Consider the following 13,785-nt stretch of genomic DNA (forward strand, 5'->3'; position numbering starts at 1 on the left):
GCCACTATTGCAACTCCCATAACTCCCAGGTATTGAGGTGATACTGCTCAGCCAGCGCTAGCGCCTTCTGCTGATGGTGGTGCGCGTTTGCCTCATCGCCTTGAGATTGATAGTAGAGACTCATCTCCCTGTGCCAGTAGGGTGAGGCTTCGCCCTCTTTAGCAACACTGTCCAGCAGGGCCTTGGCCCGCGCACCGTCGCCCTTAACGTTAAATCCCTTGGCCACCTGTACAGTCACTATGGTGAGCGAGTCGGGAAATTCCTGCTTTACCGCTGTTAAGATCGCATCGAGTTTATCGAGTTGCTTTGACCAGAACAGATACTTGCCAAACTGGTAAGCCTGCAGCCACTCGATATGAAAGCCGGCCCAGTTTGCCTTGCGCTTGGCAAAATAATCCAGCACGGCGCGGTAGTCGCCAAGGGCCAGCATATCACTGCCATCCAGGCCGTAGTCTGGTGATAAAAACAGCAGACCGTCATTGAGTGCGGGCAGGGCGGTGGTGAAGTGATTTTCGTCCGGGTACTGCTTAAACTGCCAGTGGATCTTTTGCTCGTCATAGCCTTTGAGTGAACTCACCAGTTCATCGACCCCCATCTCCTGCTCATTGGCCAGGGTCAAGAACAGCGGCGCCTCGATGGGCGCTTTCTGCAAGCGCTGCTTGAGTAACTCGATATAGTGCATCTTGTCATACCAAACGCTGGGGCTCATGGTCAGATAGGCATCGAAGGGGCTCCCGGTTTGCGTCATGGCATAGAGGGTGAAGAGACCGCCCAGCGAGTATCCGGCCAGCGCCTTGTGGGGATTGGTGCGAAACTGCTGGTTTATGGCGGGTATTAGCTCCTTGGTCAGATAGCGATAGAAGGTGTCTGCGCCGCCAAAGGCCTCGCCCTCGTCGCTCTTCCAGGTGGTGGTGTAGAGATAATCGCTCTGGCCTTGATTGGCGATGCCCACCACTATCATGGGCGCTATCTTGCCCATGCGCGCCAGATGCAGTGCCAGGGCTGATACATGTTGAAATTGAAAGTCGGCATCCACCACATAGAGCACGGGGTAGTGCCGCGTGTTGCCATGGTAGCCTTCGGGCAGGGAGACCATGTAGCGCCTTGGCGCCTTAAACTCGCGCGAGTCATGGCTAAATTCGTATCCCGCGATGATGGCATTGCCACTTGCTGTGACGTCTGCGTTAGCTGGCGTCTCGGCCCATGCCTGGGTGAGGGTCAATAGCAGGCAGGCGCAGAGGGAAAGGCATTTTCCCAGGGCTGTAGGGGTATTTGTTCTTATTGGTTCTGGTGTTGTAGGTACTGATGTCTTCGGTATTGATGTCTTAGGTATTGGAGTCATAAGTCGTCCCGTCCATGTGAAACTAGTAGGCCGATAGCCTTATATTTTTAACCTTATTTTTACCAGTAAATAGTCACTTATGTCTTGCTAAAAAGTGCTTCATCTTGCCTTTTCTATCCATTACTTATTGTTTTTAATCGCTTTACTCATGTTTTACAGCAGCAGGCTAGCTTATTCCCCTTGTTGCGCACACCACCAAAAACAGCATCTTGTCGCCAAGCTGTAAATTCAGCCTGACAAGACATTAGACTAAAGTTAGTGAAATTCGACCAGTTAATGCTTGCTTTACGTTCGCGTAAACGTCACAGTGATATTATTTGAACATGATCACACTCCCCAAGGGGAGTCGTGTGATGTGAGCGCATAAGTACCTTGAATGGAGCGGAAGATGAGTACAGAGCAAACTAACCAAGAAATCGTGATTGTCGCGGCTAAACGCACCCCAATGGGCGGATTCCAGGGATCCCTTTCCAGCGTGCCGTCACCGACACTCGCCGCCACGGCGATCAAGGGACTCATGGACGCTGCCGGCGTTCAGGGTGGCGATGTCAACGAAGTCTTGATGGGCTGCGTATTACCGGCAGGCCTGGGTCAGGCGCCGGCGCGTCAGGCAACCTTAGGTGCGGATCTTCCCCTGTCTGTAGGCGCGACTACAGTCAACAAGGTGTGTGGTTCGGGCATGAAGACAGTCATGCTGGCTCACGACCTGATCAAGGCCGGTAGCGCAGATGTCGTGATCGCCGGTGGTATGGAGAGCATGAGCCAGGCGCCTTACCTGCTGGATAAGGCTCGTGGCGGCATGCGCATGGGTCATGGCAAGGTGCTGGATCACATGTTCTTAGATGGACTGGAAGATGCCTACACAGGCGGCGCCATGGGCACCTTTGCCCAGAAGACGGCCGATGATTTTGGTATTACCCGTGAGGCGATGGATAACTTCGCCCTGAGCTCGCTGCAAAAAGCTAACGCCGCCATCGAATCTGGCGCCTTCAAGGACGAGATAGTGCCGGTTACCGTGGCGAGCCGCAAAGGCGATCTTGTTGTCGATACCGACGAGCAGCCAGGTAACGCAAGACCTGAGAAGATCCCAACTCTGCGTCCCGCTTTCGCCAAAGATGGCACCATCACAGCTGCCAACTCAAGCTCTATCTCAGATGGCGCTGCTGTGTTGATGCTGATGAGTGCCGATGAGGCGAGCAAGCGCGGTCTAGAAGTTCTGGCCACTATCAAGGGCCATACTACCCATTCACAAGAGCCTTCTATGTTCACCACGGCGCCAGTGGGTGCCATGAACAAGCTGCTGGATAAGGTGAACTGGTCGAAAGACGAGGTGGATCTGTTTGAGATCAACGAAGCCTTCGCCATGGTCACCATGCTTGCCATCTCTGAACTTGGCCTGGATGAGGCTAAGGTTAACGTCAATGGCGGCGCCTGTGCCCTGGGCCATCCTATCGGCTGCTCGGGTGCCCGCGTGCTGGTGACGCTTATTCACGCCCTGAAGGCCAGAGGCCTTAAGCGTGGCGTGGCATCACTTTGTATCGGTGGTGGTGAAGCCACGGCCATGGCTATCGAAGTGTAATTCCCTTATTTAGGCTCGCGAAAGCGAGCCTATGCATTCACCCATGATTATGTGAGTTTTTTGCTGTCACTTACATAGCAGATCATCAGGCAGCGGCATTCGCCCAGGCCTGTTAGACGTATTTAGGAAAGCGATATGACAACTCAAGTAAAACATTACATCGACGGTCAGTTTATTTTAGGTAGCGGCCAGCAACAGATCTCTGTCACCAACCCTGCGAACAACGAGGTGATTGCCACCATCAACGCCGCTACGGTAGAAGAAGTTGAAACCGCGATCGCCAGCGCCAAGCAAGCCTTTGCTACCTGGAAAGAGGTGCCTGTGTCTGAGCGTGCGCGCGTCATGTTCCGTTACCAGCACCTGCTAAAGCTGCATCACGATGAGATCGCCACCATCCTGGCCCAGGAAACCGGTAAGACGTTCGAAGATGCCAAGGGCGATGTATGGCGCGGTATCGAGGTGGCAGAGCATGCCTGTAATATCGCCAGCCTGATCATGGGCGAAACCGTTGAAAACGTGGCCCGCAGCATAGACACCTATAGCTACACACAACCGCTGGGGGTGTGCGCCGGTATTACGCCGTTTAACTTCCCGGCGATGATCCCACTGTGGATGTTCCCTCTGGCGATCGCCTGTGGTAACACCTTCGTACTGAAGCCATCAGAGCAAGATCCGCTGACGCCCCAGCGTCTGGTTGAGCTGTTCGAAGAAGCTGGCGCGCCTAAGGGCGTACTGCAGCTGGTACATGGCGACAAGACGGCGGTAGACGTGCTGCTAAGCCATCAGGATATCAAGGCGATCTCTTTCGTCGGCTCTGTGGGCGTGGGTCAGTACATCTATAAGACAGGTACCGACAACCTCAAGCGCGTTCAGGCCTTTGCCGGTGCCAAGAACCACTGCGTCATCATGCCAGATGCCAACAAGCAGCAGGTGATCAACAACCTGGTAGGCGCCTCTGTGGGCGCGGCCGGTCAGCGCTGTATGGCGCTATCGGTAGCGGTGTTTGTCGGCGAAGCTAAGAAGTGGATCCCTGAGCTGCGTGACGCCATCGCCAAGGTTAGACCGGGCGTATGGGACGATAAAGACGCGGCCTATGGCCCGGTGATCAGCCCAGCAGCCAAGGAGCGTGTGCTTAAGCTGATCGCCCAGGGTAAGGAAGAGGGCGCCGAGTGTCTGCTGGACGGTAGCGATTTCACCGTCGAAGGCTATGAAAACGGCAACTGGGTCGGCCCAACCATGTTTACCAATGTGACCACAGACATGAGCATCTACAAGGAAGAGATCTTCGGCCCTGTGCTCTGCTGCATGGAAGTCGAGTCGCTGGAAGAGGCGATCGAACTGGTGAACAACAGCCCATACGGTAACGGTACCTCTATCTTCACCGCATGCGGCGCCGCGGCCCGTAAATATCAGCACAATATCGAAGTGGGTCAGGTAGGGATCAACGTGCCAATTCCTGTGCCGCTGCCATTCTTCTCGTTTACCGGTTGGAAGGGCAGCTTCTACGGCGATCAACACGCCTATGGTAAGCAGGCGGTGCGTTTCTACACAGAGACCAAGACTATTACCGCTCGCTGGTTCGAGACAGATATTGTCGAGGCGGAGCACCATGCGCCTAACATGACGATTGCCCTGAAATAAGGGATAGCAAGAGACCTTGCAAGGTAAAAGCGATAAGGCCGGGGCCGAATCGCTTTTATCATTACTAGCCTTCAACAAGTTATGCGCCGCCATAAATAAGCCGGAGACTGGAGCCAAATAAAAGGCCCAAGGCAAATACAAAGGCGCGAAAGGAGAGATCAGATGGATTTTAATCTGAATGAAGACCAACGTCAGTTCGCCGAACTGGCTACTCAATTTGCCCAGGAAGAGCTGGCACCCTTTGCCGCCAAGTGGGACGAAGAACATCATTTTCCTAAAGACGTGATCCAAAAAGCCGGTGAGCTGGGTTTCTGCTCACTCTACTCGCCCGAGTCGGAAGGGGGCATGGGCCTGTCGCGTCTGGATTCATCCATTATTTTCGAGCAGCTCGCCATGGGCTGTACCGCCACTACCGCCATGCTGACCATTCACAACATGGCCACCTGGATGGTGACCAGCTTTGGCTCTCAGACCCTACGTGACGAATGGTCTGAGGCGCTGACCACAGGTAACAAGCTGGCCTCATACTGTCTGACCGAGGCGGGGGCGGGTAGCGACGCGGCCTCACTCAAGACCAAGGCCGTGCGTGAAGGCGACGAGTATGTGATCTCTGGTGCCAAGATGTTTATCTCGGGCGCGGGCTCTACCGAGCTGCTGGTGGTGATGTGCCGCACCGGCGACGCAGGTCCAAAGGGGATCTCGGCCATCGCCATCCCGGCCGATGCCGCAGGGATCACCTACGGCAAGGCGGAAGACAAGATGGGCTGGAACGCCCAGCCGACCCGCGAGATCACCTTCGACAAGGTGCGTGTGCCTGTAACTAACCTACTGGGTGAAGAGGGCCAGGGCTTTACCTTCGCCATGAAGGGACTAGACGGCGGTCGTATCAACATCGCGACCTGCTCAGTGGGTACCGCCCAGGCGGCGCTTGAGCGCGCCCAGCAATATATGAACGAGCGTCAGCAGTTTGGTAAGCCGATCGCCGCCTTCCAGGCGCTGCAATTCAAGCTGGCCGACATGGCGACAGAATTGGTGGCCGCCCGTCAGATGGTGCGTCTGGCTGCCTTTAAACTCGATTCTGGCGATCCAGAGGCGACCGCCTACTGCGCCATGGCGAAACGCTTTGCCACCGATGTGGGCTTTAACGTGTGTGACAGCGCGCTGCAGCTACACGGCGGCTATGGTTATATCCGCGAATATCCTCTGGAGCGTCATTTCCGCGACGTACGCGTGCACCAGATCCTAGAGGGCACTAACGAGATCATGCGTCTCATCATTGCCCGTCGTCTACTCGACGAAAACGCCAGCCAAATCTTATAGTCAGGGAGAAGAGAGATGACAGCGATAGTTGAACAGATCATCGGCCATACCGCCGTACTGACCATGAACAACCCACCGGCCAACACTTGGACGGCCGACAGCCTGGCCCTGCTTAAGCAGAAGGTGACAGAGCTGAACGCGAACAAGGAGATCTACGCCCTGGTACTGACCGGCGAAGGCGAGAAATTTTTCAGCGCCGGCGCCGATCTCAAATTATTTGCCGATGGCGACAAGGGTAACGCCGCCACTATGGCGAAACACTTTGGCGAGGCCTTCGAGGCCCTGAGTGGCTTTCGCGGCGTCTCTATCGCCGCCATCAACGGCTACGCCATGGGCGGCGGTCTAGAGGTTGCGCTGGCCTGTGATATCCGTATCGCCGAGGCTCAGGCCGTGATGGCACTGCCAGAAGCCACAGTCGGCCTGCTGCCATGTGCCGGCGGTACCCAGAACCTGACGGCCCTGGTGGGCGAAGGCTGGGCCAAGCGTATGATCCTCTGCGGTGAGCGTGTAGGCGCCGACAAGGCACTGAGTATTGGTCTTATCGAAGAGGTGGTCGACAAGGGAGCAGCCCTTGATGCCGCCATGGCGCTGGCCGAGAAGGTGGCGAACCAGAGCCCAAGCAGCGTGACCGTGTGTAAGCAGTTGATCCAATCGGGCCGCGCTATGCCGCGCACTCAGGCGCTGCCACTAGAGCGTGAGCTGTTTGTTGGCCTGTTCGATACCGAAGATCAGGCCGAAGGGGTTAACGCCTTCCTGGAGAAGCGCAAAGCAAACTGGAAGAACCGCTAATGACTGAGCAGACTAATTGTGTGGTCTTTCAGACCCTAGGCACGCTATCGGGTAAGCTGGTGGGCGTGGCCACCCTCAACATGGAGAAGGCACTTAACGCCCTCAACATGGAGATGGTGCGCGCGCTGACTACTCAGCTCACAGCCTGGGCCGACGATGACGCCATCGCCATGGTGGTCCTTGACGGTGCGGGTGAGAAGGCCTTCTGCGCCGGCGGCGATGTACGCGCCCTCTATCAGGCCGCCCGTGAGCTGCCGGGCGAGATCCCCGAGGTGACTCAGGACTTCTTTACCCGAGAATATTTTCTCGATCATCTGCTGCATACCTTCGACAAGCCAGTGCTTGTGTGGGGTGATGGCATCGTCATGGGCGGTGGCCTCGGCCTGATGGCCGGTGCCAGTCACCGCGTGGTGACCGAGCGTTCACGTATCGCCATGCCAGAGGTGACCATCGGCCTCTATCCCGATGTGGGCGGCAGTTACTTCCTCAACCGCATGCCGGGCCATATGGGCCGTTTCCTGGGGATGACCGCCTATAACATGGATGGCGCCGACGCCTTCTATGTGGGCCTGGGTAATCACTACCTGAATTCAGCTGACAAGCAGCCGCTGTTCGATGCGCTTTCAAGCATCGACTGGGAGAGCGATGTCTGCGCCAATCACGGTAAGCTCAACGCGCTGCTTGAGGCGATGTCGAGCCGCTGCGACCAGCCGATGGGCAAGAGCATCCTCGAGCAACATCAGGCACAGATCGATGCCCTGATGGACGGTGACCTCAATGAGATAATGACCAGAGTGAAGGCGGTTGAAGACGCCGAGCCTTGGCTTTCACGCGCCCTCAGCACCATGCTGGCCGGTAGTCCGCTGAGCCTGCACCTGGTGTATCAGCAGTCGCTGCTAGGCACTGAGTTGAGCCTGAGTCAGGTATTTCAGCTGGAGTTGGGATTAAGCTGTAACTGCTGCGCAATCGGTGATTTTGCCGAAGGGGTGAGGGCACTGCTTATCGATAAGGACCGTCAGCCCCAGTGGTTGTATGACACCGTCGAAGCCGTTCCACAAGAGATGGTCAAGTCACTGATGACCTCGCCATGGGATCCGCAAAACGATCCACTGCGCACCTTAGGCCAATAATTTTTCAGGCAAAACCTGAAGAAAAGGAGCAAAACATGAATACAGTTGCATTTATCGGATTAGGTAACATGGGTGGCCCGATGGCGGTCAACCTGGTGAAGGCTGGCTACACGGTTAAGGCCTTCGATCTCTCTCAGGCGGCCCTGAGCCATGTGGTCGAGGAGGGCGCCATGCAGGCGCCGAGCGCTTGCGCGGCAGCGGCGGCGGCCGATGTGGTGATCACCATGTTGCCTGCGGGCAAGCATGTGCGCAGTCTCTATCTGGGAGACGAGCAGAACAAAGGCATCATAGATGTGGTAGCCGACGGCACCCTGCTCATCGACTGTTCTACCATAGACGCAGAGAGCGCGCGCTTTGTCGCCGAACAGGCCAAGGCCAAGGGACTCGAGTTTATCGACGCGCCAGTATCGGGTGGCACAGCAGGTGCGGCGGCCGGTACCCTGACCTTCATCTGTGGCGGCAGCGATACCGCCTTCGAGCAGGCTCAGGGCGTGCTGAACGTGATGGGCGCCAATATCTTCCACGCCGGCGGCCCGGGCGCAGGTCAGGTGGCCAAGATCTGTAACAACATGCTGCTGTCTGTTTTGATGGTTGGCACCAGCGAGTCGATTCAGATGGGGATCGACCACGGACTGGATCCTAAGGTGCTCTCAGAGATCATGAAGGTCAGTAGTGGTGGTAATTGGACGCTAGATAAATATAATCCTTGTCCAGATGTGATGGAAAACGTGCCATCATCAAATGGTTACCAGGGTGGATTCATGGTTGATCTCATGGTGAAAGACTTAGGTCTGTCCCAGGAGGCCGCCTTGCTCTCTAACTCGAGCACCCCAATGGGCGCCTTGGCCCGCAGCCTGTACGTGAATCATGCCCGTCAGGGCAATGGTAAGCGTGATTTCTCCAGTATTTTTGAGCAGTTTAATAAAAAAGGGTAAGTTGATGGATTTAAAAGATAAGGTTGTTGTCATCACAGGTGGTGCCGGTGGTTTAGGTTTTGCGATGGCCCAAGAACTTGCCGCTGCGGGTGCCAAGCTGGCACTTATCGATGTGGATCAGGAGAAGCTAGAGCGCGCCTGTGCCGATATCGGCGATACCACTGAGGTGCAAGGTTACGCCTTCGACATTACCGATGAAGAAGATGTGGTGGCCGGTTTCGGTTACATCCTTGAAGATTTCGGCCAGGTTAACGTGCTGGTCAACAACGCGGGGATTCTGCTTGACGGCATGCTGGTGAAGGCCAAAGAGGGTGAGGTGACTGATCGCATGTCGCTGGCGCAGTTCCAGGCGGTGATCAATGTTAACCTAACCGGGTCATTCCTCTGCGGACGAGAAGCGGCAGCGGCGATGATCACCTCTAAGCAGCAGGGTGTTATCGTTAACATCTCTAGCCTGGCGAAGGCCGGTAACATAGGCCAGACCAACTACGCGGCCTCTAAGGCGGGCGTTGCCGCCATGTCTGTGGGCTGGGCGAAAGAGCTGGCACGCTACAATATCCGTAGCGCCGCGGTGGCGCCGGGTGTTATCGAGACTGAGATGACGGCGGCCATGAAGCCTGAGGCGCTTGAGCGTCTGGAGAAGATGGTGCCGGTTGGACGTCTGGGCCAGGCAAGCGAAATCGCCTCTACCGTTAAGTTCATCATCGAAAATGACTATGTAAACGGTCGAGTGTTCGAAATAGACGGCGGTATCCGCATCTAAGTCGTTCATTCTAGTTGTGCGAAACGGGCCCAGTGCCCGTTTTTTTATGGCGACGCCTATCCTTGGTAAAGGCGCTATGTGTTAAGGCGTGCCACTTGATGTAATCTAACCTTATGAGTAAAAAAAGAAAGATGATATGGTTTGAACAAGCAACCAAGACACTGATGCTAATCGTGGGTGTCATTGGGGTAGTGGTGATCTATGCTGGTTTCTTCTTTCTGCTGATAACCCAGTCTACGGCCAGCTTCTTGCCCTGGTATATTCTGATCTCCCCCTGGCTCTGCATCTACTTCGGCCTAAGCGGTGAGAAGCAGAGGCTCACTCTCCTGTGGTTGCGACGTAAGTTATTCTTTTGGCGTAAATTCAAGTGAAGTAAGACTATGGCGCAACGGTTCAAAAACCTGACTCTGGTGCTGATCATGGTGGCCGTGGCCGCCGTGCTCTCGATGCGCCTTTTTCAGGTCGAGCCTCCCGAGCAGCCCCGCGACAAACGTAGCGGCCGTCTGATCGCCGACTACGGCAGCTGGCACTCGGTACTCTCCGCCAAGCAGGTCTACGCCCCCTCGGACAGCTTCGGCGTCCTCAGGCCCATAGAGGGTGGGCTCTATTTCACCCAGGCCGACGCAGAACGCGGCGGCAAGGTGGGGGTGAATAAGCTCACACCAAAGGGTGAGGTGGCGAGCATCATAGATCCCGAATTCGATGTGAAGAGCCGGGTGCACGAGTATGGCGGCGCTCCCGTGCTGGCCATAGGTAACAGCCTGTTTGCGGTGAAAAGTGACGATCAGCGCCTCTACCGTATCGCCCCCAATCAGGCGCCCGTGGCCCTAACGCCAGCAGATACTCGCCACGCCGACTGCGTCTCTTACCCAAAAGGCTCGCGCATCATCTGTGTGCGCGAAGATCACCGCCAGGCAGGGGATCCCACCGCCAGCATAGTGGCGTTAAATCTTAATTTTGAAAACGAAGGCGAGACTTTGGTCAGCGGTAGCGATTTTTACGCAGCGCCCCGTGTCTCACCGGATAATCGCCAGCTGGCGTGGATAAGTTGGCAGCAACCTAGTATGCCTTGGGACAACACTGAGCTCTGGGTTGCCGATCTTGACCCCAAGGGCTGCATTAACAATCCAAGACGCCTGCTAGCCAATCTTAAAGGCGCCATCACTCAGCCGCTCTACAGCCCCGGCGGTGAGCTCTATGTGGTGGCCGATTTCAACAACTGGTGGAATCTCTATCGCATCACACCTGAGGGCGAGGCTCAGCCTGTGCTAGAGCTGGCAGGTGAGTTTGCCCGGCCCGACTGGCTGCTGGGCAACCACAGCTATGCCTTCGAGTCTGAGGAGCAGCTGATCGCCAGCGTGCAGACAGAGGGCAGGACATACCTGCTTAGGCTGCATACCCAGCTTGGGATCAGTGAGTCGATTGCCGCCGAGTTTGCCGAGGTTAAACAGGTGGTTAAGGGGCCGGACGGCGTCTATTTCATCGGCAGTAAGATAACACCGGAGAAGGGGATCTATCGCATTCGGGGTCGGGGCGTCGAGTGGGTATATGGGCCCAGGGTGACGCCCCTCGACCCTCGCTACATCTCACGCGCCGAGTCCATCCAGTTTACCTCAGACATCAGTGGGCTGCCCGTCTATGGCTACTTCTACGGCCCCATGAACCCAGATTATATCGCGCCGGACGATCAACGCCCGCCGCTGATCGTCATGTTGCATGGCGGGCCTACCTGGCGAGCCAGCCTGAGTTTTCGCCGGGATATCCAGTTCTGGACCAGTCGCGGCTTCGCCGTCCTGGATGTCAATTATCGTGGTAGCTCAGGATTTGGCCGCGACTATCGTCAGAGTCTCTATGGCCTGTGGGGCCGTGCCGAGGTGGAAGATGCCATCGAGGCGGCCGATTATGTGATGGACAAGGGCTGGGTGGATGCCGACAAGGTAGCCATTCGCGGCATGAGCGCCGGCGGCTTCAGCGTGCTCTCGGCGATGGCCTTCTATCACACCTTCAAGGCCGGTGTGGTCTACTCGGGGATCAGCGATCTCGAGGCCCTTGACCGGGAGACCCATAAGTTTGAGCAGGGCTATCTGCATCACCTGGTGGGAGAGCTCAAACCTAACTCGCCCCTCTATCGTCAGCGCTCACCTTTATATCACTTAGACGATCTCAAGGCGCCGCTGCTGCTGGTGCAGGGGGCCAAGGATCCTATCGTGCCCGCGAGGCAGTCTGAGGCCATCTACGCCGCGCTGAAACGCCGGGGCGTACCCGTGGCCTACTTGCAATTTGACGATGAGGGCCACGGGGTGAAGAAGCCGTTGAATCGCATCGCCGCGCTCAACGCCGAATTATCCTTTTATGGTCAGGTGTTTGGCTTCACGCCAGCCGATAAGCTGAGTCCGCTGACCATAGATAACGCGCTCGCCCTAGGCCATTAAAGACGGCAGAGAAACTAAGCGGAAAAGCGGCGGAAAATCGCCCGCTTAAGTTGCTAAAATCCCCCAAAGTGGCTATAGTAGCGCGCTTTAAAATATCCCTTTAGCGCAGTTTTTCATCAGCTTGTCATCGGCAGCCGATAGGGTGTTTGTTGAGTAAGCTACTAGACTCAAACAGGCGTCACTTCGCTTAACTACTATTTTCGGAATTTCACATTGATCACGACAGCTAACATCACCATGCAGTTTGGCTCTAAGCCGCTGTTTGAAAACATCTCAGTAAAATTTGGCGGCGGTAACCGTTATGGCCTTATCGGTGCCAACGGTTGTGGTAAATCAACCTTCATGAAGATCCTCGGCGGCGAACTCGAGCCTACATCGGGCAACGTCTCTCTGGATGTGAACGAGCGTCTGGGTAAGCTGAGCCAGAACCAGTTTGGTTACGAAGAGTTTAACGTGGTCGATACCGTGATCATGGGCCACACCGAGCTGTGGAAGGTGAAACAAGAGCGTGACCGCATCTATTCGCTACCTGAGATGAGTGAAGAAGATGGCATCAAGGTGGCCGAGCTGGAGATGGAATTTGCCGAGATGGACGGTTACACCGCAGAAAGCCGCGCCGGCGAGCTGCTGCTGGGGGTGGGCATTCCACTGGAGCAACACTTCGGTCTGATGAGCGAAATCGCTCCAGGTTTCAAGCTGCGTGTGCTGCTGGCCCAGGCGCTGTTTAGCGATCCAGATGTACTGCTGCTCGACGAACCCACCAACAACTTGGATATCGACACCATCCGCTGGTTGCAAGAGATGCTTAACCAACGTAACAGCACAATGATCATCATCTCGCACGACAGATACTTCCTCAACTCTGTCTGTACCCATATGGCGGATCTCGACTATGGTGAGCTGCGTGTTTATCCGGGTAACTATGATGAATACATGACGGCAGCGAGCCAGGCGCGCGAGCGTCTACTGTCTGATAACGCTAAGAAGAAGGCGCAGATCGCCGAGCTACAAGGCTTCGTGGCGCGCTTCTCGGCCAACGCCTCTAAGGCGAAGCAGGCGACCTCTCGTGCCAAGCAGATTGAGAAGATTAAGCTTGAAGAGGTTAAGGCCTCAAGCCGCGTCAACCCCTTCATCCGTTTCGAGCAGGAGAAGAAGTTGTTCCGTAACGCCTTGGTGGTTGAGGAGCTGTCTAAGGGTTATGACGACGGTCCATTGTTTAAAGACTTTAACCTGATCGCCGAAGTGGGCGAGCGCATCGCGGTACTGGGTGAGAACGGTGTGGGTAAGACCACCATGCTGCGTACCCTGATCCACGATATCCCGCAAGATACAGGTACTATTCAGTGGTCTGAAAACTCGGCCATCGGCTACTACGCGCAGGATCATGAATCGGATTTCGAAAACGACATGACACTGTTTGATTGGATGAGTCAGTGGCGTAAACCTGAAGATGACGATCAGAGCGTGCGTGGTTACCTCGGTCGTATGCTGTTTAGCTCAGACGATATTAAGAAGTCGGTACGTGTACTCTCAGGTGGTGAGAAGGGCCGTATGCTGTTTGGTAAGCTGATCATGCAAAAGCCTAACATTCTGGTGATGGATGAGCCGACCAACCACTTGGATATGGAATCTATTGAGTCGCTCAACAACGCGCTGGAGATGTATGAAGGTACACTGATCTTCGTCAGTCACGACCGCGCCTTCGTATCGTCACTGGCCACCCGCATCATAGAGATCACCCCACAGGGCGTGAACGACTTCAAGGGTACTTATGATGAATTCCTGCGCAGCAAAGGCGTAGAGGAATAAGCGATTAGGTATCTTGCCTAATAAAAAGCCCAAGTGATAAAACAC

General features: G+C 55.6%; 11 protein-coding genes. 10 read left to right on the forward strand and 1 reads right to left on the reverse strand.

From position 1 onward, the window contains the following. Nucleotides 1–4: 4 nt before the first annotated feature. A complete protein-coding gene (locus K0I31_RS08635) occupies nucleotides 5–1,222 on the reverse strand; it encodes an alpha/beta hydrolase (RefSeq protein WP_258406612.1) in 1,218 nt (405 codons plus the stop codon). 508 nt (nucleotides 1,223–1,730) lie between these two features. Here K0I31_RS08635 and K0I31_RS08640 point away from each other — a divergent pair. The 10 genes from K0I31_RS08640 to K0I31_RS08685 all read left to right on the forward strand — a co-directional run bounded on the left by K0I31_RS08640 (nucleotide 1,731) and on the right by K0I31_RS08685 (nucleotide 13,740). Further along, nucleotides 1,731–2,921: a thiolase family protein gene (locus K0I31_RS08640; RefSeq protein WP_220080551.1), complete on the forward strand. Its 1,191-nt coding sequence runs from the start codon at nucleotides 1,731–1,733 to the stop codon at nucleotides 2,919–2,921. A 135-nt stretch (nucleotides 2,922–3,056) separates the two neighbouring features. After that, nucleotides 3,057–4,562: a CoA-acylating methylmalonate-semialdehyde dehydrogenase gene (locus K0I31_RS08645; RefSeq protein WP_144198845.1), complete on the forward strand. Its 1,506-nt coding sequence runs from the start codon at nucleotides 3,057–3,059 to the stop codon at nucleotides 4,560–4,562. A gap of 162 nt (nucleotides 4,563–4,724) precedes the next feature. Then, the gene (locus tag K0I31_RS08650; RefSeq protein ID WP_220058418.1) at nucleotides 4,725–5,882 is read left to right on the forward strand and encodes an acyl-CoA dehydrogenase family protein; all 1,158 of its coding nucleotides are present in this window, start codon (nucleotides 4,725–4,727) and stop codon (nucleotides 5,880–5,882) included. 15 nt (nucleotides 5,883–5,897) lie between these two features. After that, nucleotides 5,898–6,671, forward strand: coding sequence for an enoyl-CoA hydratase (locus K0I31_RS08655; RefSeq protein ID WP_220058417.1), 774 nt, complete (start codon nucleotides 5,898–5,900; stop codon nucleotides 6,669–6,671). After that, nucleotides 6,671–7,801, forward strand: a complete 1,131-nt coding sequence (locus tag K0I31_RS08660; protein WP_220080552.1) for an enoyl-CoA hydratase/isomerase family protein — start codon at nucleotides 6,671–6,673, stop codon at nucleotides 7,799–7,801. The genes K0I31_RS08655 and K0I31_RS08660 overlap by 1 nt, the downstream gene beginning before the upstream one ends. A 35-nt stretch (nucleotides 7,802–7,836) precedes the next feature. Continuing rightward, nucleotides 7,837–8,736 carry a 3-hydroxyisobutyrate dehydrogenase gene (mmsB, locus tag K0I31_RS08665; protein ID WP_144198853.1) on the forward strand — a complete coding sequence of 300 codons (900 nt, stop codon included), beginning with the start codon at nucleotides 7,837–7,839 and terminating at the stop codon, nucleotides 8,734–8,736. Nucleotides 8,737–8,740: 4 nt separating this feature from the next. Further along, entirely contained in the window at nucleotides 8,741–9,499 is a 759-nt protein-coding gene (locus K0I31_RS08670; RefSeq protein ID WP_011865472.1) for an SDR family oxidoreductase, read from the forward strand. 113 nt (nucleotides 9,500–9,612) lie between these two features. Beyond that, a complete protein-coding gene (locus K0I31_RS08675; RefSeq protein WP_011865473.1) occupies nucleotides 9,613–9,870 on the forward strand; it encodes a hypothetical protein in 258 nt (85 codons plus the stop codon). A gap of 9 nt (nucleotides 9,871–9,879) precedes the next feature. Beyond that, a complete protein-coding gene (locus K0I31_RS08680) occupies nucleotides 9,880–11,931 on the forward strand; it encodes a S9 family peptidase (RefSeq protein WP_220080553.1) in 2,052 nt (683 codons plus the stop codon). Nucleotides 11,932–12,144: 213 nt separating this feature from the next. After that, complete coding sequence (locus K0I31_RS08685) at nucleotides 12,145–13,740, forward strand: ABC-F family ATPase (protein WP_011865475.1); 1,596 nt, start codon at nucleotides 12,145–12,147, stop codon at nucleotides 13,738–13,740. Nucleotides 13,741–13,785 lie beyond the last annotated feature (45 nt).

The sequence above is a fragment of the Shewanella spartinae genome, assembly GCF_019457555.1.
Taxonomy (GTDB): Bacteria; Pseudomonadota; Gammaproteobacteria; order Enterobacterales; family Shewanellaceae; genus Shewanella; species Shewanella loihica.

Excerpts from the sequence above, each read along its gene's own strand:
- K0I31_RS08670 (WP_011865472.1), top strand. The coding sequence starts at position 8,741 with ATGGATTTAAAAGATAAGGTTGTTGTCATCACAGGTGGTGCCGGTGGT.
- K0I31_RS08645 (WP_144198845.1), top strand. The coding sequence starts at position 3,057 with ATGACAACTCAAGTAAAACATTACATCGACGGTCAGTTTATTTTAGGT.
- K0I31_RS08680 (WP_220080553.1), top strand. The coding sequence starts at position 9,880 with ATGGCGCAACGGTTCAAAAACCTGACTCTGGTGCTGATCATGGTGGCC.
- K0I31_RS08675 (WP_011865473.1), top strand. The coding sequence starts at position 9,613 with ATGAGTAAAAAAAGAAAGATGATATGGTTTGAACAAGCAACCAAGACA.
- K0I31_RS08650 (WP_220058418.1), top strand. The coding sequence starts at position 4,725 with ATGGATTTTAATCTGAATGAAGACCAACGTCAGTTCGCCGAACTGGCT.
- K0I31_RS08640 (WP_220080551.1), top strand. The coding sequence starts at position 1,731 with ATGAGTACAGAGCAAACTAACCAAGAAATCGTGATTGTCGCGGCTAAA.
- K0I31_RS08655 (WP_220058417.1), top strand. The coding sequence starts at position 5,898 with ATGACAGCGATAGTTGAACAGATCATCGGCCATACCGCCGTACTGACC.
- mmsB (WP_144198853.1), top strand. The coding sequence starts at position 7,837 with ATGAATACAGTTGCATTTATCGGATTAGGTAACATGGGTGGCCCGATG.
- K0I31_RS08660 (WP_220080552.1), top strand. The coding sequence starts at position 6,671 with ATGACTGAGCAGACTAATTGTGTGGTCTTTCAGACCCTAGGCACGCTA.